Below are 23,511 nucleotides of genomic sequence, written 5' to 3'. Positions count from 1 at the left end.
GCCGCATGGAATCCCCACCCCTCGTCCCCGCCTCCCCGACGCATCTGTCGCGCTTGGGCTGGCTGGACGCGTTGCGCGGCATCGCCGCACTCGTCGTGGTGTTCGACCACTCGTCGTACACCTTCATGCCGGAGTTCCGGCGGGAGCTGATGCCGGAGTTCAACACCAGCCGCTACGGCATCATGGTGTTCTTCCTGGTGAGCGGCTACATCATCCCCGCCTCGCTGGAGCGCCGGGGCTGCGTCCGGACGTTCTGGGTCGGACGGATCTCCCGTGTGTATCCGCTGTGGGCGGCTGTCGTGAGCGTGCTTCTCGCCCTCGGCTTCACAGGCACCGTGGAGCTGCGTGACTTCGGTGGGCAGGGCGCCGTCACCGTGGCGGCCGCCCACGCCACGATGCTCCAGGAGTTACTGGGGACGCCCAATCTCCTGCTCGTCCTGTGGACGCTCTCCTACGAGATGTCCTTCTACCTGCTGGTCGTCGCGCTCTTCACCGTCCGTCTGCACCGGCGGTCCGCGGCGGTCTCGGTCGGCCTGGCCGGGCTCGCCGCCATGAGCGTGACGGCAGGGGTGGTGCTGCCGGTCTCCGCTTTGTCCGGGCTGGTCGGCACCGGCCCGCTGATCGCGTTCGCCTCGATCGCCATGGTGGTCGCCATCGTCTGCGCGAGCGCCGGGTCACCGGTGCTTCGGGTGTTCGGGAGTGTGCTGGGCGGGGTGCCGGCCCTCGTCCTGGTCCTGTTCAACGGCACGGTCCCGCTGTGGGAGGGCCTGGTGATTCTCGCCGTGATGTTCCTCGGCACCGCCGTCTACCGTGCCGAGAACGGTCAGATCGCCTGGCGCGACGCGGCCGGCACTGCCGTGTTGGTGGTCGCCTGTGCCGTGGGGAGTGCGTACGCGCACGGCGACGGTGACCATTTCACGCGGCGCGGCTGGATCGTCGCGTTCCTGCTGTCCTTGCTCACCTTCGGCGCGGCACTGTGGTCGCGCCACCGACGCATACCCCGGGTGCTGACCGTCTTGGGAACGATCAGCTACTCGGTCTATCTGGTGCATCCGGTGCTGCTGGCGGTGATCGACAGCACGATCGGCCGACGGCGGCAGGACAGTCTCGCGCTGGAGGTGGCGTTCTTCGCCGTGCTGCTGCCCCTGTGCCTCCTGACCCACCGTTGCGTCGAAGTGCCCGGCCAGACCTGGGGCCGTGACTGGGCACGCCGCGTGCGGCCACGCGACGAGCGTCAGCGGCACCCCGCCTCGCACGCCGGAGCGTGAACCGTGCTTCCGGGATCGATCTCCGCGGCGACGCCCGCCTCGGATGCCGCCGGCTTGCGGATCAGGAGCAGGGCCGCGTCGTCGTGCAGCCGGCCGCCGACGTGGGCCAGCAGTTCGTCGTGGAGTGCGCCGAGGGTGCGTGCCGGCTCGTGGGAGACGTAGCGTTCCAGTCCTTCGGCGAGCGGGTAGAAGGTCCGGCCGTGGTCGCGGGCCTCGGTGACACCGTCGGTGTAGAGCAGCAGCTGGTCGCCGTCGGCGAACGGGAGCGCCTGGAGGCCGGGCGAGCGGCCGGCCAGGGCGCGCAGTCCGAGGGGCGGGGACGGCAGATCGGGCTCGACCGGTGTGACGCGCCCCGAGGCGCTCACCAGCAGCGGAGGCGTGTGCCCGCAGTTCACCACCTCCAGATGCCCGCCCGGCGGATATCCCGCGACCACGGCGGTGACGAAGTCGTCGTGGCCGAGGTTGCGTGTCAGGCTGCGCTCGATCCTCTCGACCACGGCGAGCAGGTCGGGCTCGTCATGGGCGGCCTCGCGGAAGACACCCAGCACCAGCGCGGCCGTCCCCACGGCGGGCAGGCCCTTGCCGCGCACATCGCCGACGATCAGCCGCACCCCGTGCCGGGTGGGTATCAGCGCGTAGAGATCCCCGCCGATGCGGGCCTCGGCCGCCGCGGCGCTGTAGCGGACGGCCACCTGGAAGGGGCCGACGTTCGCCGGTACGGGCCTGAGCAGCGCGTGCTGGGCGGTCTCCGCGACCGAGCGGACGGCCGCGAGCACCCGTTCGCGGCGCCCGCGCAGGACACTGGCCAGGCCACTCGCGAGCGTGACGGCCATCAGGGCCGACAGCACCGCGGCCAGTTCACGGCTCGGAACGCCGTCCCGGACCCCGAGCAGCGCGCCGAGCACCGCGGCGAGGAGCCCCACGCAGACGACGCCTCGCGGCCCGTTGGTCGTGGCCGCGAGTGCGGGGCCGACGGCGAGCAGGGGCAGCCAGATCATCCCGGCGCCGCCGTCGGCGAGGTCGGCGAGCAGGACGGCTGTGACTACCAGTACGGGCAGGACGGGCATACCGGCGGCCAGCTGCGCGAGGGCGCGTCTGCGGGCCGAATCCCCGGCACCGGCCACTCGGCTTCTGGACGGCCCGGCAGGCCGGTGGTCGGCACCAAGGTCACGCGCATGGCTCATGTCGGTATCCGGGTCCCTCACCTGTGCGCGGGGCGCGAATCTGGGAAGCGCACCCCTGAAATGTCTGTTTCATCCAGATAAAGGGGTGGCCTGGGGCACCGGCAAGGAGCGGATTTTCAGATAGTGAGCGAGAGGCTCCGGGTGACCCGGCTCGCGGTCGGGAGCAGCCGCTCGCGGGCCTCCGACAGCCGGGAGAGACGGTTCACCGGGAGGGAGACGCCGAGGGAACCGATGGTGTCCCCGCTGTAGACCGGGACGGCGACGCAGACCGTGCCGAGGGAGTACTCCTCCAGGTCCGTGACGGCCGGGGCCATGGGGGCGGTTTCCAGCCGCCGGAGCAGTTCCGGCAGGCTGGTGATCGTCCTCGGGGTGAGGTCGGCGAGCTGGTGGCGGGAGAGGTAGTCCTTGCGGGCCTCGACGTCCAGTTCCCGCAGCACGGACTTGCCGAGCGCGGTCGCGTGTCCCGCGTCCTCGAAGCCCACCCAGAGATCGACGCGGGGCGTCCCGGGGCCGTCGACGATCTCGGCGACCCGGATCTCGCCGTCCTCGTAGAAGGTGAGGTAGGCGGCGGACGTGAGCTCGTCCCGCAGCGCGGCGAGCGTGGGCCGGACCCGGTTCAGCAGCGCCTGGCCACGGCCGGTGGACTTCAGCGTCTGCAGCTTGTCACCGAGGACGAACCCGCCGTCGTCCAGCTTCCGGACGTACCCGTCGTGGACCAGCGTCCGCAGCAGGTGATAAGCGGTGGCCAGGGGCAGGCCCGTCTCCCGCGCCAGCTGCTTCGCCGGCGCGCCGTTCTCGTGCGCGCTGACCGCCTCCAGCAGGCGCATGGCCCGCTGGACGGACGTGATCAGCGTAGGGCCGGCTTGCTCAGCCATAGGACCAGCGTGCGTCAGCCGTACGGAGGGGGCAAGGCGGCCGGCCGTCCGCCCCGGCTCACCCTCGGACCCAAAGCCGCCGTTGCGTTTGTGACGACTTCTTCACAGCCGGAAGGGTTGGCTTGAAACCGCCTGCTCGCTATCGTTCACGGACTTCACTCAATCGTTCAGCGTACGAATAGCGACAGGAAGGGCGGTTCATGTCCGGCACGCACTCCCCAGGGCGCCGATCGGTGCTCGCCGCGGGCACCGCCTGTGCGGCTTCGCTCGGCGCGTCCTGGCTGCTGTCCGGCTGCTCGGGTGCCACCGCCGCACCCGTCCTGCCGGCCACCGCCCAGCGCGGCGCGCCCGACCGTGGCGGGACCCTGCGGATCGCCCGTCCGCCCGCCTCCGATGCCGAGACCCTCGACCCGGCGAGCTCCCTGTCCGCCTACGAGTACCTGGGCGCCCTCTACAACCGGCTGGTCCGCATCGGCGCGGACGGCGAGCCGGCTCCCGACCTCGCCGAGTCCTGGGAGCCGGACAGCACGGCGCGCACCTGGACCTTCCGGCTCCGCAAGGGCGTCACGTTCCACAACGGCCGGGCCTTCACCTCCGCCGACGCCGCCTACACACTGCGGCACATACTCGACAAGGCGACGGCGTCCCCGCAGGCCGGTGTCCTCGCCCCGCTCGTCGACCCCGGGCGGCTGCGCACACCCGACGCCCACACCCTCGTGGTGCCGCTGAAGGCCCCGAACGCCGAGTTCCCGAGCCTGCTCACGCACTACAACTGCTACGTCGTCCCCGAGGGCAGCGGGAAGTCCATCGGCCGCACCGGCATAGGAACCGGCCCGTTCCGGCTGGAGTCCTTCGCACCGGCGGGGCCCGGCCGTGTCACCGCGTACAAGGACCACTGGGCGGGCCGCCCCGTGCTCGACGCGATCGCCTTCTACTCGGTCGCGGACATGTCCGCCCGCTCGAACGCCCTGCTCGCCGGGCAGGTCGATCTGCTGTCCCAGACCAACCTGGACTTCGCCACCGCCCGCGTCGTGGCCGCCTCCGACCGCGCCACCATCGCCCGGGTGAAGAACGGCCAGTGGTACGTGCTGCCCATGCTCACCACCGACAAGCCCTTCACCGACGTCCGGGTCCGGCGGGCCATGAAGCTCGCCTACGATCCCGAGCACGTCGTGAAGGCCGCACTGCAGGGCGCGGGCAAGGCCGGCTGGGACAACCCAGTCCCTCCGGACGACCCGGCGCACATCTCCGCGCACCCCGAGCACGATCCGGAGCAGGCGCGGTTCCTGCTGAAGAAGGCGGGCCACGAGAACCTGGCCGTCGACCTGTACACCTCCGCGTACGACCCCCTCTTCACGCCCATGGCGCTCGCCTACCAGGAGTCGGCGAAGCGGGCGGGCATCCGGATCCGCGTCAAGACGGCGTCGGCGGACTCGTACTACACACAGATCTGGATGAAGCAGCCGCTGATGGCCACCTACTGGTACACCGGCCGGCCCGTCGACCAGCTCTTCAACCAGGTCTTCCGCAGCGGCTCCTCGTACAACGAGACCGCCTGGTCCGACAAGGGCTTCGACGCCCTGCTCGACCGGGCGCGTGCCGAGACCGACGACGCGAGGCGCCGTGACCTCTACGGCGAGGCGCAGACCTGGGTGATCGACAAGGGCGGTGCGATGACCCCGATGTTCGCCGACCGGCTCGTGGGCATCTCGCGCAAGGTGCGCGGCTACGCCGAGCACGGCTTCGAGTTCGACTACCTCGGCATCGGCCTGAAGGGGGCCTGACCATGCTCTCCTTCGTCGCCCGCCGGACCGCGGCAGCGCTCGGCACGCTGCTGCTCTCCTCGCTGCTGGTCTTCCTCGCCGTCCAGGCCCTGCCCGGGGACGTCGCCACCCAGGTCCTCGGCAAGGACGCGACCCCGCAGGCGGTGGCCGAGCTGCGCGGCAGCCTCGGCCTTGACCGGCCCGCCTTCGAACGCTACGGCGACTGGATGTGGGGCGCCCTGCACGGCGACTTCGGCACGTCCCTCGTCTCGGGGACGGGGGTCGGTGGTGAAGTCACCCAGTATCTGGGCAACTCCATGCTCATCGCGGTCCTCACGATCCTGTTCGCGGTGACCGGCTCGCTGCTGCTGGGCATCCTCGCCGGGCTCTACCGCGACCGCTGGCCCGACCACCTCATCTCGACGGTCAGTCTCGTCGGCATGAGCGTCCCCGAGTTCGTCGTGGCCACCGTCCTCGTGCTGTGCTTCTCGGTCGCGCTGCCGTGGTTCCCCGCGGTCGTCCTCTACGGCCCCGACGCCACGGTCGGCCAGCTGCTGCCCGCCGTGTGGCTCCCGGCGCTCGCCCTCGCGGTGGTGATGGCCGCCTACATCGTCCGCATGGCCCGCACCTCGGTGATCGACGTGATGGCGAGCGAGTACGTCACCACCGCCCGCCTCAAGGGCCTGTCCACCTGGCGGGTCGTCACCCGGCACGCCCTGCCCAGCGCCCTGCTGCCCGTCCTGCACGTGATCGCGCTCAACGTGGCCTGGCTGCTGGGCGGCGTCGCCGTCGTGGAGAACGTCTTCAACTACCCGGGCATCGGCAAGCTGATGCTCTCCTCGGTGCAGAACCGGGACCTGCCCGTCATCCAGGCCATCGCCCTGATCAGCGCCGTCGTCTACGTCGTGTGCAATCTCGCCGCCGACCTCGGCGCCATGGCCCTCAACCCCAGGCTCCGCACCCGAGGGAGGACCCGATGACCACGCTCGACATCGTCCGGGCCGACGCCCCGGCCTCGCGCGCCGCCCGTGCGTGGCGCACCCTGCGCTCCTCGCGCGCGGCCGTCGTGGGGCTCGCGATCGTCGCCGTCCACGTCGTGATCGCGCTGCTGGCCCCTCTGCTCACCTCCTACGACCCGATCGCGGGCAACGCCTCGCAGGCCCTGCTCGGTCCGGGCGGGGAGCACTGGGCGGGCACGGACCAGTACGGCCGCGACGTCCTCGCGCGCGTCCTGTACGGCGGCCGGTACGCGCTCGGGGTGTCCGTCGCCGCCACCGTCGTGAGCGTCGCCCTCGGCACGGTCATCGGCTGTGCGACCGCCCTGCGCGGCGGCTGGTTCGACGACGTGATCGGGCGGGTGCTGGACGCCGTGCTGGCCATTCCGGCGGTGCTGGCGCTGCTCGTGGTCGTGACCGCGCTCGGCACCGGACCGGCCGTCATCGTCCTCGCCGTCGCGGTCGTCTTCGTCCCGCAGGTGGTGCGGGTGGTGCGCGGGGCCGCCCTGGCGGTGGTGCCCGCCGACTACGTGACCGCCGCCCGGGCCCGCGGGGAGGGCACCTGGTCGATCCTGCGCCGGGAGGTCCTGCCGAACATCGTCGACGTGGTGTGCGTCGAGTTCGCGATGCGTGCCTCCTGGGTCGTGCTGCTGATCTCCTCGCTGTCGTTCCTGGGCTTCGGCGCCGACCCGCCGACGCCGGACTGGGGCCTGATGGTCGCCGAGAACCGCACCGCCATCACCGTCGTGCCGATGGCGAGCGTCGCGCCGATCATCGCCCTGGCCACGCTCGTGATCGGACTCAACCTCGCGGCCGACGGCCTCTCCAAGGCCTGGGGCGTCGACCGGATCAGGGAGGGCCTGTGATGACCCCGCTCGTCTCCGTCGACTCCCTGTCCGTGGCGTACCGCTCCGGCGGTCGCCGGATACCCGTGGTGCACGAGGTGTCCGTCGAGGCCGCCGCGGGCCGGACACTCGCGCTGGTCGGCGAGTCCGGCAGCGGCAAGTCGACCCTCGCCGCGGCCCTGCTCGGGCATCTGCGGCACGGCTCCCACGTCACCGGCGGCTCGGTGACGGTGGACGGCCTGGACGTCTTCGCCCTGTCCGCGCCCGAGCTGCGGCGGCTGCGCGGCCGTACGGTCGCCATGGTCGCCCAGAACGCGGGCCAGGCGCTGACCCCCTCCATGCGCGTCGGCCGGCAGATCGCGGAGGCGGGCGGCGACATCCCCGTCACCGACCTGCTCGACCAGGTCCGGCTGCCGCGCCCCGCCGAGCTGGCCCGCCGCTATCCGCACGAGCTGTCCGGCGGCCAGCAGCAGCGCGTCGCCCTCGCCATGGCCATCGCGGCCCGCCCCAAGGTGCTGGTCCTCGACGAGCCCACGACCGGCCTGGACGTCGTCACACAGCGGGGCGTGCTGGACCTGATCGCCGCCCTGCGTGACGAACTGGGCCTGGCGGCCGTGCTGGTGAGCCATGACCTGGGCGTCGTCGCGCACCTGACCGACGAGGTGTGTGTGCTGAAGTCGGGCCGGGTGGTGGAGTCGGCGCCCACCCGGCAGCTGTTCGCGACGCCCCGGGAGGCGTACACGAAGCGGCTGCTGGCGAGCGTGCCGCGGCTGGACGACGCCGGTCTGGCTCTCGTACGGGAGTCGGGCGAGCGCGAGATCCGCCCGAGGGCCACCGTGCCCGAGGACGCGCCGGTCGCCGTCTCGGCCCGTGACGTCACCGTCGACTACGGCAGCTCCCGTGCCGTGGACGGGGTCTCCTTCCAGGTCCGGCGCGGTGAGGTCCTGGCCCTGGTCGGCGAGTCGGGCAGCGGCAAGTCCACGCTGGCCTGGACCCTCGCGGGGCTGCGCACCCCGTCCGGCGGCGCCATGACCCACGAGTCGGGCGATCTGGCCCGGCCCGCGCAGCGGCGGCCGATGTCCCTGCGGCGGCGGGTGCAGCTGGTCTTCCAGAACGCGGACACCTCGCTCAACCCCCGGCGTTCGGTGGGCGACGCCATCCGGCGTCCGCTGCGGTTCTTCGGCACGGCCGGCGGCCGGGCGGAGTCGGCCGAGCGCGCCCGGCGGCTCATCGCCGACGTACGCCTGGACCCGGCTTTCGCGGACCGGCTGCCCGCCCAGCTCTCGGGCGGCCAGCGGCAGCGCATCGGCATCGCACGGGCGCTGGCGGGCGAGCCGGACGTCCTCATCGCCGACGAGATCACCACCGCGCTGGACGTCTCCGTCCAGGCAGACGTGCTGCGCCTGGTCGACGACCTGCGCCGGGAACGCGACCTGGCCTGTCTGTTCATCAGCCATGATCTGGCCGTCGTCCGGGGCATCGCGGACCGCGTCGTCGTCCTGCGCGGCGGTGTCGTGGTCGAGGAGGGCCCGACGGAGGCCGTCTTCTCGGACCCCCGGCACCCCTACACACGGCAGCTGATGGCGGCCGCCCTAGAACCCGACCCGGACGGACAACCACCGGTGGAGGCGGCCCCCGCCTGGACCGACGCGGCGCAGGAGGGCGAGGTGTGGACCGACCACGGCGACGGCCACCGCGTGCGCCGCTGGCGGCCCGCCGGCGCCCCCGACGACAACCCGACCTCTCCCGTCGCAGAAGGAGTTTCGTGAAGTACCGCGACCGGTTCGAACGCCAGGTCGTCCGCGAGGACGTGTGGATCCCCACCCGGGACGGCAGAACCCGCCTGCACGCCCGGATCTGGCGCCCGGCCGACGCCGAGTCGGACCCCGTCCCCGCACTGCTCGAGTACCTGCCGTACCGCAAGAGCGACTGGACCGCCCCGCGCGACGCCCAGCGCCACCCCTGGTACGCCGGTCACGGCTACGCCTCCGTCCGGGTCGACGTCCGAGGCCACGGCGACAGCGAGGGCACGCCCGGCGACGAGTACGACGCCCAGGAACTCGCGGACGGCGTGGACGTCGTCAACTGGCTCGCCGCACAGCCCTGGTGCACCGGCAAGGTCGGCATGTTCGGCATCTCCTGGGGCGGCTTCAACTCCCTCCAGATCGCCGCCCTCGCCCCCGAACCGCTCAAGGCGGTCGTGACGGTCTGCTCCACCGACGACCGCTACGACAACGACGTGCACTACACGGGCGGTGCCGTCCTCGGCATCGACATGCTCGCCTGGGCCGGCACCATGCTCGCCTTCACCGCACGCCCGCCGGACCCCGCGAACGTGGGCGCGGACCGCTGGCTGCCCCTGTGGCGCGAGCGCCTGGCCGCACTCGAACCCTTCCTGCACACCTGGCTGGAGCACCAGCAGCGGGACGACTACTGGCGGCACGGCAGCGTCTGCGAGGACTACACGGCGATCGACGCGGCCGTGCTCGCGGTCGGCGGCTGGAACGACCCGTACCGGGACACCGTGCTGCGGCTCGTGGAACACCTCCCCGGCGATCAGGTGCGGGGCATCGTCGGCCCCTGGTCGCACCAGTACCCCGACCGCGGACTGCCGCCCGGCCCGGCCATCGGGTTCCTCCAGGAGACCCTGCGCTGGTGGGACCAGCACCTCAAGGGCGTCGACACGGGCGTCATGGCCGAGCCGCTGCTGCGCGCCTGGCTGAACGACCCCGTGCCGCCCTCCCCGTCGCACGAGGAGATGCCCGGCCGCTGGGTGAGCGACGCCGACTGGCCGAGCCCCGACGTCACCTGGGACACCCGTCCGCTCGGCGAGAGCCGCGACCCGGTCCTCGTGCGCTCTCCGCTGCACACCGGCCTGGACGCGGGCCGCTTCTTCCCGTTCGGCAACGCCGCCGACCTGCCGCCCGACCAGCGGGAGGAGGACGGGCGGTCCGTCTGCTTCGACTCCGCGCCCCTGGACCGGCGCGTGGAGATCCTCGGCCGGCCGCGTGTCCGGCTCCGCCTCGACAGCGACACCCCGCGGGCCCATGTCATCGCCCGCGTGTGCGACGTCGCTCCCGACGGCTCGTCCACGCTCGTCACCCGGGGCGTGCTCAACCTGCTCAGCAGGAAGGGCCGTGAACACGCCGTCGAGTGGACTCCGGGGACGTACGAGGACGTCGAGTTCGAGCTCAACGGCATCGGCTACGCCTTCCCGCCCGGCCACCGCGTCCGTGTCGCCGTCTCCGACGCGTACTGGCCCTGGGTGTGGCCGCACGGCGAACGCGGGGCGCTGCACGTCGTCCCGGCCGGCAGCGCGGTCCTGCTACCGGTGCGCGAGGCCGCCGACGAGGTCGCCGTCCGCTTCGAGGAACCGGAGCAGGCGGTACCGATGGCGGTCACCTATGACACTCCCCCGGGCCCCCGCCCCGAGCGGCTGGTCACGCACGACGTGGCCAAGGGCGAGTGGACGCTGGAGGTCGACCCCGGATACGGGGGGTCGCGGACGTACCCGGACGGATTGCGTTACGAGGAGAGCGCCAGCGAGACGTACACCATCCGCACGGATGATCCGCTGTCGGCGCGAGCCGTCTCCGAGTGGCGCATCCGGCTGCGGCGCGGGGACGACTGGGACGCTGAGATCATGGCCCGGACGGAGCTGCGCGCCACGGCCGCGGAGTTCATCATGGACAGCCGTATCGAGGCGCGGGGGAACGGAGAGACAGTGGCCGAGCGCGCATGGCACCGCACCACCCCGAGGACGTCGGGATGACGGCCGCCGAGCAGCCGCGGCAGGGCGGGAAGGGCCCGCGCCGTGCCGTCGCCGCCCGGGACCGGACCCGGCAGCCCACCGAGGTGCGGCGGCGTCTCATCGTCGACGCGGCCGTACCGCTGATCGCGGAGCGCGGTTACAAGTCGGTCGGCGTGCGCGACGTGGCAGCCGCGGCCGGAGTGTCCGTCGGCACGGTCACCTACCACTTCGACAGTGTGCAGGAGGTCCTCTCCGAGGCCATGGTGCTGCACATCGAGCAGTACTACGCGGCGCTCAGCGAGGCCGCCGAGCACGCGACCAGCGGGGCCGAGGCGCTCAGGCTGCTCGTTGACGCGCTGTTCACGGAGGACACCGACCGGCACTGGCGGATGTGGTTCGACTTCTGGCACGCGGGCGAGCAGAGCACGGACGAGACCTTCGCACGGGGGCAGGCCGACCGGTACGCGGCCTGGCACCGGCAGATCCGCGCCCTGGCCGAACGGGGCGTCGCGGACGGCGAGTTCACCGGCGACGACCTCGACGGCTTCACAGCCCGTTTCGCCGCCCTCGCCGACGGCCTCGCCCTGCAACGCCTGCGCCAGGCACCTCCCCTGACCACTCAGCAGGCACGGCACCACCTCAACCGGTTGATCGAACGGGAACTCGTTCCGCGATCACCCGCGTGAGGGTGCTCCCAGCCGTGGCGCCACAGCCCGGTACCTCACCTCGTCGAAGTCCGCGGGGTGCCCGCCCCCGGTGAGATCCCAGGCCCACAGGCCGACGAACGCGCCGGTGAAGCCGAGGGCGCGGATCTGGCCGTCCTCGATGTGCTCGGCGTGCTCGTCGGACAGGACCGTGGCGTCCAGGGCGGGTCCGAAGGGCTCCCAGCCCCGGCCGGTGTCGTACCGGAAGCGCAGGTCGGCCCCGTCGAAGTCGAGGCCGAGCCGCAGTCGCGTGGTATCGCCGAGGCGTGCCTGACCGGTTTCGTCGACGCTCAGTACACCCCGGTCGCAGCTCGCGACGCGCAGGACCGGCTGACCCGCGTCGTCCACGGTGACGTACAGGTAGTACCAGTTGCGGGTGTTGTAGTACGCGGTGATCCCGGCCAGGTGCTGGAACGCCTCCGGCCGGTACTCCATCGTCGCCTCGAACGAGCAGCGCGCCGATGTGACGCGGCGGGCCACCAGGCTGGGTTCGACCAGGCTCTGCGGTGAACGGCCGCCCCGGAGCCGAAGGTGGGAGGGGCGTTCGATGAGCGAGACCCAGTCGGGGGCCGGGGGGCGGCGGAGTGTCGACCACTGGGGCCCCAGGGCCGGGCCGTCGAATCCGTCGGTGTCGTCCACGTCCGCGTGGTCCGTGCCCGCCCTGGAGGTGCCGACCGGCACTTCCAGGGCGGGCAGGCCGGTCTCGACGCGCGGCCAGCCGTCGGAGGTCCAGGTGACGGGCGCCAGTGCCGTCTCCCGGCCCAGGACGCACGGTCCTCGCCGCCCGAGGGGCCGGGCCACGAGGTAGGCCAGGTACCAGTCGCCGTCCCCGGTCTCCACCAGGCTGCCGTGCCCGGCCTTCTGCAGCGGCAGGTCGGGGTGGTCGCGGGCGGTGAGCAGCGGGCCGTTCGGGTCGCGTGCGTAGGGGCCCGTCAGGGTGCGCGAGCGGGAGACGGTGACCTGGTGGTCGTAGCCCGTGCCGCCGTCCGCGGTGAGCAGGTAGTACCAGTCGCCACGGCGGTAGAGGTTCGGGCCTTCGATCCAGCCGGCCTGCGGCGGCAGCTCGATCCGCACGGGGTCGCCGGTCAGGCGGCGCTCGGCACGGTCGTAGCGCCGGGCCTCCAGGCCCGCCGAACCGCCGTGGCCGGGTCGCCAGTCGTGGACCAGGTTCAGCAGCCGGCTGTCGGGGCCGTCGTGGAAGAGGGAGGCGTCGAAACCCCGGGAGTGCAGCGGTACCGGCTCGGACCAGGGGCCCTCGATGGAGGGGGCGGTGATCAGGTGGTTGGGGCAGTCGGTGAAGCCGCCGACGTACGTGGAGACGTTGCTGTAGACGAGGTGGAACAGGCCGTCGGTGTGGGTGAGGCTGGGCGCCCACACGCCGCCCGAGTCCGGGCAGCCGGTCAGGTCGAGCAGGCGGGTGCCGTCGAGGGCGCCGCCGACGGGGCGCCAGTGCACCAGGTCCGTGGAGTGGTGCAGGCGCACGCCCGGGTACCACTCGAACGTCGACGTGGCCAGGTAGAAGTCCGGCCCCACCCGCAGGATCGACGGGTCCGGGTGGGACCCGGGCAGCACCGGGTTGCGGATGACGCCTGCCGGCCGGTTTCGCATGCGATGTCCCCTCGTGACGCCCGCTCCGGCGTGCGCCGGGTGATCACCGCAGGACCGTAATGTCGAATACGTTCGCGAGCAACGCCGGCCTGAAAGGTTTTCCGGGGCCCCGACCGCGCCGTTTACTCACTCTCCGAACGCACCCCCTCGCCCGGCCGACCAACTCCGTTATCACGCACCTCTCTTGACACCTCATCAGCTCCCTCTTACGTTGCGAAAACCTTTTAGGTCGTTTCCGTGCTCTGCAGGTCCGGACAGGGAGCTCCGATGAGAAGACCGCAGATCCTCCTGGCCGCACTGGTACTCGCCGTCTGTTGCGTCGTCCCCACCACCCCGGCCGCGGCGGCGCAGACCATAGGTTTCCCCAGCTTCGGCGGCCCCGCGATCCCGGCCCCGCCCGTCGCCCACGCGTCGGGCGACATGATGCGGGCGATCTACGACGCGGAGAGTTCGGGGACCGACTTCTGGATGGACCGTCTGCTCGCCCGCTCGGGCAACGATCCGGCCGGTCCCTGGCTGATGAGCCGGGGACGTGCGCTGTTCATGAAAGAGCACGACCCGGCCCGGTTCGGCTTCGGCGGCAAGGCCGCCTACTGGGAGAACATCAACGGCGACAACGCCTACACCGTCGCGGTCACCCCGGGGACCTTCACCGAACAGGTCGCGCAACGCCGGCAGACGCCCAGCCACTGGAAGAGCGTGCACACCAGCGGCTCGGTCACGGTCGACCAGACGAAGTTCATCACGGACAACAACGTGGCCGTGACGAACCTGTCGATCAAGAACAACGGCTCGTCCGCCACCACACTCCAGTTGCGGGCGACATCGCCCTACGCCACGTCTGGCAGCGGCAGCGAGCTGACCGGACAGGTCAACGCCTACAACAACCTCACGACCCTCCGCCCCCGGCTGACCGGTGACGGGTTCGCCGTCGCCGGCGGCGGCCTCAACCGGTCCGTGACGGTCGCGGCCGGTGCCACGGTGACCGCGAAGGTAGTGATGGGTTTCGTCACCGACGAGATCCCCGAGTCGCGGAGCGAGTACGACGCCTACGCGGGCTACTCGGCCGCGACCGCCTTCGCCACCCACGTCAGGGCCTACAACCGGTGGTGGGCGCAGAACGTGCCGTACATCGACGTGCCCGAGCCCGCGATCAAGAAGAACATCTACTACCGCTGGTGGCTGATGCGCTTCAACCATCTGGACGCCGACATCCCCGGGCAGACCTTCCAGTTCCCGACCTCGACCGAGGGTGTCCTCGGCTACAACAACGCCATCGCGCTCACCCAGCCGATGCACATCGACGACCTGAAGTATCTGCGCGACCCGTCGTACGCCTACGGGGACTGGCTGAGCGTCGGCCAGACCTCCAAGGGCGGCCGCTTCCTTGACAACCCGGGGGACCCGGAGAACTGGTCCAACAGCTACACCCAGTACATCGCCGAGGCGGCGTGGAAGAGCTACCAGATCCACGGCGGCCAGCCGGGCATCGCCGCGAGCCTCGCCCGCTACGCGGAGGGCGATGTCAAGGGCCAGCTCGCGCACTACGACCGCGACAACAACAAGCTCATCGAGTACGACTGGGGCGCCCTGACGGGCAACGACGCCGACGCGGTCTCCTTCCACTGGAAGCCCGGAAACATGGACCGCGCCGAGTCCGCCTACCAGTACAGCGGCGCCCTCGCCGCCGCGCAGGCCTACGAGGCGACCGGCAACACGGCCAAGGCGAGCGAGATGCGCACGCTGGCGAACCAGATCAAGGACGCCATCGTCAACGTCCTGTGGAACCCCAACCGGCAGCTGTTCGAGCACCGGCTGAAGTCGACCAACGAGTGGGTGCCCTGGAAGGAGATCAACAACTACTACCCCTTCTCGGTCGGCGCCGTCCCCGACACGGCGACCTTCAAGCAGGCCCTGCGGCTGTTCGACGACCCGGCGCAGTACCCGATCTTCCCCTTCTACACGGCCAACCAGGTCGACAAGAAGGCGGCGGCCGAGGCCGGGGAGCCGGGCTCCAACAACTTCTCCACCATCAACTCCACCGTCCAGTTCCGGCTGTACTCCTCGGTGCTGCGCAACTACTCCAACTCCTGGATGAACGCCACCGACTACAAGAAGCTCCTCTACTGGAACACCTGGGCGCAGTACGTCGGCGGCAACACCCAGTGGCCGGACGCGAACGAGTTCTGGGCCGACTGGAACGGCAGCGCCGTCAACTACCGCTCCTGGATCCACCACAACATCCTGGGCAGCAGCAACTGGACGGTGATCGAGGACGTGGCGGGGCTGCGGCCGCGCAGCGACGCCAAGGTGGAGCTCTCCCCCATCGACATCGGCTGGTCCCACTTCACGGTCAACAACCTGCGCTACCGGGGCGCCGACCTGTCCGTCGTCTGGGACGACCCGGCCGACGGCGTGGTGCGCTACCCCGGCATCCCGGAGGGCTACTCGATCTACGTCAACGGCACCCGGGCCGCCACCGTGAGCTCCCTGGTGCCCTTCACCTGGGACCCGGCCACCGGTGAGGTCACCACGAAGGGCACGGTCACCCACCGCACCGCCGTCCCCGGGCTCAAGGCCCCCAACCAGGTCGTGCAGGACAGTCCCCGCATGGTCGACATGCTCGCCAAGGCCGGTGTCGACCTGACCGGCGACCCGGCCGACCTCGCCTCCGGGGCGACCGCGTCCGCCTCCCACACCGGGTCGGGCAGCAGCGTCTCGGGCGCGGTCGACGGGCTTCCCACCAACGAGCCGTTCTGGGGCGCGGGCGGCTCCTCGAACAGCCAGGACTGGTACGAGCTGAACTTCGGCACCACCCGGACGCTCAACGAGGTGCGCCTGCACTTCAAGGACAGCCGCCCCGCCAGTACGACCTACCGGGCGCCGTCCTCGTACACGATCCAGTACCACAACGGCACTTCCTGGGTGAACGCCGACGGCCAGACCAAGAGCCCGGCCGCGCCCCGCGCCAACTACAACCTGGTGCGGTTCCCGGCGATCAGCGCTCAGCGCATCAGGGTCCTGGCGACCAACGCCTCCGGGGCGAAGACGGGTCTCACCGAGATCAAGGTCCACCACCGGGGCGGCGCCCAGCCACCCGCCAATCTGGCGACGTCCGCGACGGCGTCCGCCTCGTACACCTCCTCCTGGGAGAGCGTCACCGCGATCAACGACGGGGTCGACCCGCCCTCGTCCAACGACACCGTCAATCCGCGCTGGGGCACCTGGCCGGAGACCGGACAGCAGTGGGCCGAGCTGACCTGGCCGTCGGCGAAGAGCGTCGACCGGGCCGAGGTGTACTTCTTCGACGACGACCAGGGCATCGACATGCCCGCCTCGTGGAAGCTCCAGTACTGGAACGGCAGCGCCTATGCCGACGTGCCCGGCGCGAGCGGCTACCCGGTGGCGAAGAACAAGTACAACGCGGTCACGTTCACCGCGACGAACACCACACGACTGCGTGTGCAGCTCACCAGCAACGGCAGCAGCTCCGTCGGCCTCCTCGAAGCGAAGGTGTACGGCCCGTGACTCGTTTCAGATGTCTGTCCGCGCTCATCGGCGTCCTCACCATGATGGTCGCCTTCCTGGCGGCACCGCAGCCCGCTGCCGCCGCCGTCGCGTTCACGTCGACGGGGGTGAACTCGCACGGTGGCAACTGCCTGGATCTGCCGGGTGGTTCGTCGACGAACGGGACGCAGTTGCGTGCCTTCTCCTGCGGTTCGGGCGCGAACCAGAGTTTCCGCTTCGCCCCGGTCTCCGGCTCGGGTGACACGTACACGATCGCCACCCAGTCCGGGCAGTGCGTCGATGTCTCCGGCGCGTCCACCGCGGACAACGCCACCGTCATCCAGTGGCCCTGCCACGGCGCCACCAATCAGCAGTGGCGGCTGGTGCCGGTGAGCGGCACCGACAAGGCCTTCAACCTGGTCTCCACGGCGTCGGGCAAGTGCGTGACGCCGAGCGGCGGTTCGTCGGCGTCGGACACCGGCCTGGTGCAGCTGCCGTGCTCCGCCGCGAACGGCAGGGTGTGGCGCCTGTCCGGCTTCACCGGCGGCGGCACCAGCCCGAACACCTTCACCAACCCGATCGCCCAGCGCGGCCCCGACCCCTGGCTGACCTACCACGACGGTTACTACTACCTCGCCACCACGACCTGGAACTCGACGGTCACCATGCGCAAGTCCCGCACCCTGGGCGGCCTCGCCACGGCCGCCGAACAGGTGATCTTCAATCTGACCAGGCCCAATGGCGCCGGCACGATGTGGGCCCCGGAGTTCCATCTGCTCGACGGCCCGAACGGCAAGCGGTGGTACTTCTACTACACGGCCGGGCGGGAGCCGTTCGACCTGGGCACCCAGCGGATCCACGTCCTGGAGAGCGCCGGCCAGGACCCGATGGGCCCCTACACCTTCAAGGCCGATCTGCTCGACCCGTCCCAGGACAACACCTGGGAGCTGGACCCGGGCATCCTCCAGCTGAACGGCAAGCTGTATCTGCTCGGCACCTTCTACAACGGCTCGCAGCCGATGTTCATCCGGCCGCTGTCCAACCCGTGGACCGCGAGCGGCACCCGCCGGATCCTCTCCACCCCCACCCACAGCTGGGAGACGGTGGGCGGCGCGGTCAACGAGGGCGCCGAGGTCCTGCAGCGGAACGGGAAGACCTTCATCGTCTACTCCGCCAGCCACTGCTCCACACCCGACTACAAGCTGGGCATGCTCACCTACAACGGCGGCGACCCGCTCAGCTCCTCCTCCTGGACCAAGTCACCGAACCCGGTGTTCCAGCGGTCCAACGCCAACGGGGTGTACGGCCCCGGCCACAACGGCTTCTTCAAGTCACCGGACGGCACGGAGGACTGGATGGTGTACCACGCCAACAGCTCCGCGGGCGGCGGCTGCGACATGAACCGCTCCACCAGAGCACAGAAGTTCACCTGGAACGCCGACGGGACGCCGAACTTCGGCACCCCGGTGGGCCTGGGCGTCCCGCTGACCGCACCCTCGGGAGAGTAGCCCGGAAGCGGACGAGGGCCGCGAAACGCCGCAGTGGTCCTTCTCGGCCCTCGTCCGAACGGCGAGCATGCCATGTCATGGACATCTTGCTTGTCGCCAGCGCGTTCAACAGCCTGTCCCAGCGTGTGTACGCGGAACTTTCGGACGAGGGGCACCGGGTGGACGTCGTCCTCGCCTCGCACGGCGCCGACGCGGTCCGGGCCGCCGTACAGGAGGTGCGCCCGGACCTGGTCGTCGCCCCGATGCTGAAGACGGCCCTGCCGGAGGACGTGTGGCAGCAGCACACCTGTCTGATCGTGCACCCCGGGCCACCCGGCGACCGGGGGCCGTCCTCCCTGGACTGGGCGATCGCCCAGGAGGCGCCGGAGTGGGGCGTGACGGTGCTTCAGGCCGAGGCGGCGATGGACGCGGGCGACGTGTGGGCGGACGAGTCCTTCCCGGTGCCGCCGGCGGGCAAGAGCAGCGTGTACCGCAACGAGGCCGCCGACGCCGCGACAGCCGCGGTCCTCCAGGCCGTGCGGCGCTACGCCGACGGCTCGTACAAACCGCGCCCGCAGAGCGAGCCCGGGATCCAGGTGGTGTGGCGGGACTTCTTCCGCCAGGAGCAGCGGCGGATCGACTGGGAACGGGACACCACCCGGACGGTGCTGCGCAAGCTCCGCGGGGCCGACTCACAGCCCGGCGTCCGGGACGAGATCTGCGGCCGGGAGGTGTTCCTGCACGGCGGACACCCCGAGGACCGGCTGCGGGGTGAGCCCGGGGAGCTGCTCGCGACCCGGTCCGGCGCGGTCTGCCGGGCCACCCGGGACGGCGCGGTGTGGATCCCGGAGCTGCGCCCCCGCAAGAGCTCCGGCGACCCGGCGCCGTTCCGCCGCCCGGCGGCCTCGGTCCTGGCCGGTTTCCCGGCCCCGCCCGGATCCCACGGCATGCCGACCTCGAGCGACCGCCCGCACTGGCTGCCCGAGATCGCCGCGCCGCTCGAACTGCCCCCGGACCGCGCCACCTGGACCGACATCCGCTACCGGCAGCACGGTCAGGTCGGCTTCGTGACCTTCTCGTTCCCCGGCGGGGCGATGAGCACCACCCACTGCCGCAGGCTGCTCGCCGCCTACCGGTACGCGCTCAGCCGCCCCACCTCGGTGCTGGTGCTCGGCGGCGCCCGCGACTTCTTCTCCAACGGCATCCATCTCAACGTGATCGAGGCGTCGAGCGACCCGGCGGGCGAGTCCTGGTCCAACCTCAACGCCATGAACGACGTGGTCGAGGCCGTGCTGCGCACCACCGACCGGCTGGTGGTCTCGGCGCTCGGCGGCAACGCGGCGGCCGGCGGCGTCATGCTCGCCCTGGCCGCGGACGAGGTCTGGTGCCGCACGGGCAGCGTCCTCAACCCGCACTACCGCACCATGGGCCTGTACGGCTCGGAGTACTGGACGTACTCGCTGCCGCGCCGTGTGGGAACCGAGACGGCCGAGCGGCTGACGAGCGAGGCGCTGCCGGTGAGCGCCGCGACGGCCGCACGGATCGGGCTGGTGGATCGTCTGGTGCCCGGCCCTGCGGGGGAGTTCACGACCGAGATCGAGCGACTGGCTGCCGCAGTCGCCGGCGACCCGGACCTCCCAGGCCGGATCACCGCCAAGACCACGGCACGTCACGCGGACGAGCTCCAGCGCCCCCTCGCCGAATACCGGCGGACCGAACTCGCCCGCATGCGCACGATCTTCTTCGACCGTCAGGCCCCGTACCACGCGCTGCGGTCCGCCTTCGTCCGCAAGCTCCCGACCGGCTCCCCGAGGCCCCTGGGAGGTGCGCGATGAGTACGCGGCTGCTCGTCGCCGGTGTCGGCAACATCTTCCTCGCGGACGACGCCTTCGGTCCCGAGGTGATCCGCGCCCTGGACCGGAACCCGCTGCCGCCCGAGGTGCGGGTGCGGGACTTCGGCATCCGCGGGATGGATCTGGCGTACGAACTGCTCGACGGCTACGACACGGCAGTCCTGGTCGACGCGGCGGTACGGGGACACGAGCCGGGCACCCTGTCGCTGGTCGAGCCGGACCTGCCCGACGGACCCTCGGGGGGCGCCCCGCCCGAGGCACACGGCATGGACCCGGCGAAGGTCCTCGCCCTGGCCGCCCACCTGGGCGACGAGCCGCTGCCGCGTGTCCTCGTCCTCGCCTGCGAGCCCGAGCTACGGGCACCCGCCGACGAGGACATCGCGCCGGGCATCAGCGCGACGGTGCGCGAGGCGGTCGGGCGGGCGGTCGCGGCGCTGCACACCATGGTCCCGGTGCTGCTCGCCGACCCGGCTGCCACGCCTCCGTTGAGCCGCCCGGACGAATCCGCCGCCCTGTCGTCGGCCGGGCTGCCGGGCACCGCGACCGGCGGCGCGGAGGATCGGTAGCGGACTGATTTCCCTACCGAACGCGAGGAGCGGCGCCCATGTGCGATTCCATGGAAGAGGTCACTCAGGCCGTCCTGGCGAAGAACGACTCTCTGGCCGCGGGGCTGCGCGACGAGCTGGCCCGGCGGGACGTCAGCGTGGTCAACCTGCTGTCCAGCCCGGGCAGCGGCAAGACGGAACTGCTCGGGCGGGTGCTGGCCAGGGCGGTGGAGCGGGGCCTTCCGGTGGCCGCGCTCACCGCCGATCTGGCCACCGAGAACGACGCCCACCGGCTCGCCCGCTCGGGAGCCCCGGTGAAGCAGTTGCTGACGGACGGTCTGTGCCACCTGGAGGCGCGGCAACTGCGCGGTCATGTGGAGAGCTGGCTGCCCGAGGGCACCTCGCTGCTGTTCGTCGAGAACGTCGGCAACCTCGTCTGCCCGGCCTCCTACGACCTGGGCGAGAGCCTGCGGATCGTGCTCATGGCGGTGACGGAGGGCGAGGACAAGCCGCTGAAGTACCCCACGGCCTTCGGGTCCGCCCATCTGGTGGTGCTCACCAAGGTGGATCTGGCCGGGCCCGCCGGGTTCGACCAGGCCGCCTTCGCCGCCCATGTCCAGCGGGTCAACCCCGGGGTGGAGCTCCTGTTCTCCTGCGCCCGGACCGACGACGGTGTCGACACCCTCCTGGAGCGGGTGCTCGCCGTACGGGACGGTGCCCCTGTCCACCGGCCTCCTCTGGCGCCCCGTCCGCACACCCACTCCCACTCCCACGAGGGCGCCGAAGCCGGCCTCGTCTCGTGACGGCGCCCGCCACCCAGGCGGTGCGCCGCCGCGTCACCGTGCGCGGCACGGTGCAGGGCGTGGGGTTCCGCCCCTTCGTGCACCGCCTGGCCACCGATCTCGCGCTCGCCGGGTTCGTGAGCAACACGGCGAGCGGGGTCCTCATCGAGGTGGAGGGACCGCCGGAGGGCATCGCCGACTTCTGCGACCGGCTGGCCCAGGAGCCGCCGCCGTTGGCCACGGTCACCGGCGTCGGGTTCGAGGAGCTGCCCGTCAGCGGCGCCGACGACACCTTCAGCATCCGTTCCACCGACCGCTCCCCCGGCCGCACCCTCCTCCCGCCCGACACGGCGACCTGCCCCGACTGCCTGCGGGAACTGGCCGATCCGGCCGACCGGCGTCACCGGCACCCGTTCGTCACGTGCACCCACTGCGGGCCCCGCTTCACCATCGCCGCGGGCATGCCGTACGACCGGGCGGTCACGACCATGGCCGGTTTCCCGATGTGTGCCGAATGCGGCCGGGAGTACGGCGATCCCGTCGACCGGCGCTTCCACGCCCAGCCCGTGGCCTGCCCCGGCTGCGGCCCCCGGCTGCGTCTGGTGCCCGCCTCCGGCAGCGATGTCCGCCCGGCGCGGGACGCCGACGCCCTGGCCAGGGCACGGGCGCTGCTGGCCGCCGGGCGGATCGTCGCCGTCAAGGGCCTCGGCGGCTACCACCTGGCGTGTGACGCCACCGACGCACGGGCCGTCGAGACGCTGCGCACCCGCAAGGCGCGCGGCGGCAAACCGTTCGCCGTGATGTGCGCGGACCTCGACGCCGTACGGCGGATCGCCGACCCCTCCACGGCTGAACAGGCCGCCCTCACCAGCGCCCGGCGCCCCATCGTCCTGCTGCGGCGGCGAGCGGAGCGGGCAGTCCTCGCGCCGGGTGTCTGTCCCGGCAGCCCGCACCTCGGCGTCCTGCTGCCCTACACGCCCGTACACACCCTGCTGTTCGGCCTGCCCGGCGATCCGCCGGGCCCGCGCATGCTGGTCATGACGAGCGGCAACCGCTCCGGCGAACCGATCGTCACGGAGGACGACGAGGCACTGACCCGGCTGGCCGGTCTGGCCGACGCCTGGCTCGCCCATGACCGGCCCATCTCCTCGCCCTGCGACGACTCGCTGCTGCGGGTACGCTCCGACGGCACCGAGCAGGTGCTGCGCCGGTCCCGGGGGTACGTGCCCCGCCCGCTGCGGCTGCCGGTCCCGGTGCGGCCGACGCTCGCCGTGGGCGGGGATCTGAAGAACGCCCTGTGCCTCGGCGAGGGCGACCACGCCTGGTTCGGCCCGCACATCGGCGACATGGGCGATCTGACCACCCTGGAGGCGGCCCGGCGGGCCGAGGCGCACATGCGGTCCCTGACCGGTGTCACCCCCGAACTCGTCGCCGCCGACCGGCATCCGGGATACCACTCCGCGCGGTGGGCACGTCGGCGAGCCCACGGGATCGCGCCCGTCTTCGTCCAGCACCACCACGCGCACATCGCCTCGGCGATGGCCCAGCACGGCCTCGACGGCACCGCACCCGTGATCGGCATCGCCTTCGACGGCACCGGCTACGGCGACGACGGGACCGTCTGGGGCGGCGAGATCCTGCTCGCCGGCTACACCGGCTACCGGCGCTTCGCCCATCTGGCCCCCGCCCCGCTGCCCGGAGGGGACGCGGGCGTGGCCAACCCGTGCCGCCTGGCCCTGGCCCGGCTGTGGGCGGCGGGCCTGGCGTGGGACGCGGATCTGCCCAGTGTGACCGCCTGCGCGGCCGATGAACTGGCCGTTGTGCAGCAGCAGGTGACGCGAGGGGTGGCCTGTGCGGCGACCTCCAGCATGGGCCGGCTCTTCGACGCCGTGTCCTCCCTGGTGGGCGTGTGCCATCGCGCGGGGTACGAGGCGCAGGCCGCCCTGGAGCTGGAGGCCGCCGCCGCTTCGGCCTGGGGCGAGGGCACCTCGGCCTACGACTTCGGCTTCACCGCCGGTACGTACGACCCGGCGCCCGTACTGAACGCGCTCGTCGCCGATCTGCGGCGCGGCACTCCGGCCCCCGTGCTCGCCGCCCGCTTCCACCGTGCGGTGGCGAGGGCCGTCGCGGAGATCTGCCGGCGTGCGCGTCAGGACACCGGCCTGGCCACCGTCGCTCTCAGCGGCGGGGTCTTCGCCAACGCGCTGCTGGAGGAGGAGTGCGCGCGACTGCTGTCCGAAGACGGCTTCGCGGTGCTCCGCCACGGCGAAGTCCCGCCGAACGACGGCGGGTTGGCCCTCGGCCAGCTGGTGGTCGCGGCGCACCTACGACAGGAGGAGTGACC

Annotated in this window: 16 protein-coding genes; 13 read left to right on the top strand and 3 right to left on the bottom strand. The window is 71.8% G+C overall.

Translation table 11 applies throughout. The features are described 5' to 3' along the window. The first annotated feature begins 5 nt into the window (after window positions 1–5). Window positions 6–1,268, top strand: coding sequence for an acyltransferase family protein (locus ACZ58V_RS21625; protein WP_471291480.1), 1,263 nt, complete (start codon window positions 6–8; stop codon window positions 1,266–1,268). Here the strand turns inward: ACZ58V_RS21625 and ACZ58V_RS21620 are convergent. After that, window positions 1,235–2,452 carry a PP2C family protein-serine/threonine phosphatase gene (locus ACZ58V_RS21620; protein WP_471291478.1) on the bottom strand — a complete coding sequence of 406 codons (1,218 nt, stop codon included), beginning with the start codon at window positions 2,450–2,452 and terminating at the stop codon, window positions 1,235–1,237. The two genes, ACZ58V_RS21625 and ACZ58V_RS21620, sit on opposite strands and share 34 nt — an antisense overlap. A 116-nt stretch (window positions 2,453–2,568) precedes the next feature. Next, a complete protein-coding gene (locus tag ACZ58V_RS21615; RefSeq protein WP_468196425.1) occupies window positions 2,569–3,327 on the bottom strand; it encodes an IclR family transcriptional regulator in 759 nt (252 codons plus the stop codon). Window positions 3,328–3,527: 200 nt separating this feature from the next. Here ACZ58V_RS21615 and ACZ58V_RS21610 point away from each other — a divergent pair, with 200 nt between their 5' ends. The 6 genes from ACZ58V_RS21610 to ACZ58V_RS21585 are packed head-to-tail and all read left to right on the top strand — an operon-like array spanning window position 3,528 to window position 11,367. Beyond that, window positions 3,528–5,111: an ABC transporter substrate-binding protein gene (locus tag ACZ58V_RS21610; RefSeq protein ID WP_471291476.1), complete on the top strand. Its 1,584-nt coding sequence runs from the start codon at window positions 3,528–3,530 to the stop codon at window positions 5,109–5,111. Between the two features lie 2 nt (window positions 5,112–5,113). Further along, window positions 5,114–6,070 (top strand): ABC transporter permease, encoded by a 957-nt coding sequence (locus ACZ58V_RS21605; protein ID WP_468196419.1) that lies wholly within the window; start codon window positions 5,114–5,116, stop codon window positions 6,068–6,070. Then, on the top strand, window positions 6,067–6,951 hold the full coding sequence (locus ACZ58V_RS21600) for an ABC transporter permease (RefSeq protein ID WP_468196417.1): 885 nt from the start codon (window positions 6,067–6,069) through the stop codon (window positions 6,949–6,951). Before ACZ58V_RS21605 ends, ACZ58V_RS21600 begins: the two co-directional genes overlap by 4 nt. Next, on the top strand, window positions 6,951–8,699 hold the full coding sequence (locus tag ACZ58V_RS21595) for a dipeptide ABC transporter ATP-binding protein (protein ID WP_471291474.1): 1,749 nt from the start codon (window positions 6,951–6,953) through the stop codon (window positions 8,697–8,699). The genes ACZ58V_RS21600 and ACZ58V_RS21595 overlap by 1 nt, the downstream gene beginning before the upstream one ends. After that, entirely contained in the window at window positions 8,696–10,702 is a 2,007-nt protein-coding gene (locus ACZ58V_RS21590) for a CocE/NonD family hydrolase (RefSeq protein ID WP_471291472.1), read from the top strand. Before ACZ58V_RS21595 ends, ACZ58V_RS21590 begins: the two co-directional genes overlap by 4 nt. Further along, window positions 10,669–11,367 (top strand): TetR/AcrR family transcriptional regulator, encoded by a 699-nt coding sequence (locus ACZ58V_RS21585; RefSeq protein WP_468196409.1) that lies wholly within the window; start codon window positions 10,669–10,671, stop codon window positions 11,365–11,367. Before ACZ58V_RS21590 ends, ACZ58V_RS21585 begins: the two co-directional genes overlap by 34 nt. Here ACZ58V_RS21585 and ACZ58V_RS21580 read toward each other — a convergent pair. Continuing rightward, a complete protein-coding gene (locus tag ACZ58V_RS21580; RefSeq protein ID WP_471291470.1) occupies window positions 11,356–12,993 on the bottom strand; it encodes a glycoside hydrolase family 43 protein in 1,638 nt (545 codons plus the stop codon). The genes ACZ58V_RS21585 and ACZ58V_RS21580 overlap by 12 nt on opposite strands. Window positions 12,994–13,260: 267 nt before the next feature. Here ACZ58V_RS21580 and ACZ58V_RS21575 point away from each other — a divergent pair, with 267 nt between their 5' ends. The 6 genes from ACZ58V_RS21575 to hypF all read left to right on the top strand — a co-directional run bounded on the left by ACZ58V_RS21575 (window position 13,261) and on the right by hypF (window position 23,509). Continuing rightward, window positions 13,261–16,521, top strand: a complete 3,261-nt coding sequence (locus ACZ58V_RS21575; RefSeq protein WP_471291468.1) for a discoidin domain-containing protein — start codon at window positions 13,261–13,263, stop codon at window positions 16,519–16,521. Next, the gene (locus tag ACZ58V_RS21570; protein WP_468196402.1) at window positions 16,518–18,008 is read left to right on the top strand and encodes a family 43 glycosylhydrolase; all 1,491 of its coding nucleotides are present in this window, start codon (window positions 16,518–16,520) and stop codon (window positions 18,006–18,008) included. The genes ACZ58V_RS21575 and ACZ58V_RS21570 overlap by 4 nt, the downstream gene beginning before the upstream one ends. Before the next feature lie 77 nt (window positions 18,009–18,085). After that, window positions 18,086–19,822, top strand: a complete 1,737-nt coding sequence (locus ACZ58V_RS21565; RefSeq protein WP_468196399.1) for a hydrogenase maturation protein — start codon at window positions 18,086–18,088, stop codon at window positions 19,820–19,822. Further along, window positions 19,819–20,406 carry a hydrogenase maturation protease gene (locus ACZ58V_RS21560; protein ID WP_471291466.1) on the top strand — a complete coding sequence of 196 codons (588 nt, stop codon included), beginning with the start codon at window positions 19,819–19,821 and terminating at the stop codon, window positions 20,404–20,406. The genes ACZ58V_RS21565 and ACZ58V_RS21560 overlap by 4 nt, the downstream gene beginning before the upstream one ends. 38 nt (window positions 20,407–20,444) lie before the next feature. Then, on the top strand, window positions 20,445–21,188 hold the full coding sequence (gene hypB / locus ACZ58V_RS21555; protein ID WP_471291465.1) for a hydrogenase nickel incorporation protein HypB: 744 nt from the start codon (window positions 20,445–20,447) through the stop codon (window positions 21,186–21,188). Next, window positions 21,185–23,509, top strand: a complete 2,325-nt coding sequence (gene hypF, locus ACZ58V_RS21550) for a carbamoyltransferase HypF (protein WP_471291463.1) — start codon at window positions 21,185–21,187, stop codon at window positions 23,507–23,509. Before hypB ends, hypF begins: the two co-directional genes overlap by 4 nt. Window positions 23,510–23,511: the final 2 nt, after the last annotated feature.

This window comes from Streptomyces sp. NPDC040589 (assembly GCF_055594445.1).
This window is presented reverse-complemented; position numbering and strand designations above follow the sequence as displayed.

Coding starts and splice junctions, on each gene's coding strand:
- ACZ58V_RS21625 (WP_471291480.1), top strand. CDS start 6: ATGGAATCCCCACCCCTCGTCCCCGCCTCCCCGACGCATCTGTCGCGC.
- ACZ58V_RS21620 (WP_471291478.1), bottom strand. CDS start 2,452: ATGAGCCATGCGCGTGACCTTGGTGCCGACCACCGGCCTGCCGGGCCG.
- ACZ58V_RS21615 (WP_468196425.1), bottom strand. CDS start 3,327: ATGGCTGAGCAAGCCGGCCCTACGCTGATCACGTCCGTCCAGCGGGCC.
- ACZ58V_RS21610 (WP_471291476.1), top strand. CDS start 3,528: ATGTCCGGCACGCACTCCCCAGGGCGCCGATCGGTGCTCGCCGCGGGC.
- ACZ58V_RS21605 (WP_468196419.1), top strand. CDS start 5,114: ATGCTCTCCTTCGTCGCCCGCCGGACCGCGGCAGCGCTCGGCACGCTG.
- ACZ58V_RS21600 (WP_468196417.1), top strand. CDS start 6,067: ATGACCACGCTCGACATCGTCCGGGCCGACGCCCCGGCCTCGCGCGCC.
- ACZ58V_RS21595 (WP_471291474.1), top strand. CDS start 6,951: ATGACCCCGCTCGTCTCCGTCGACTCCCTGTCCGTGGCGTACCGCTCC.
- ACZ58V_RS21585 (WP_468196409.1), top strand. CDS start 10,669: ATGGCACCGCACCACCCCGAGGACGTCGGGATGACGGCCGCCGAGCAG.
- ACZ58V_RS21580 (WP_471291470.1), bottom strand. CDS start 12,993: ATGCGAAACCGGCCGGCAGGCGTCATCCGCAACCCGGTGCTGCCCGGG.
- ACZ58V_RS21575 (WP_471291468.1), top strand. CDS start 13,261: ATGAGAAGACCGCAGATCCTCCTGGCCGCACTGGTACTCGCCGTCTGT.
- ACZ58V_RS21565 (WP_468196399.1), top strand. CDS start 18,086: ATGGACATCTTGCTTGTCGCCAGCGCGTTCAACAGCCTGTCCCAGCGT.
- ACZ58V_RS21560 (WP_471291466.1), top strand. CDS start 19,819: ATGAGTACGCGGCTGCTCGTCGCCGGTGTCGGCAACATCTTCCTCGCG.
- hypB (WP_471291465.1), top strand. CDS start 20,445: ATGTGCGATTCCATGGAAGAGGTCACTCAGGCCGTCCTGGCGAAGAAC.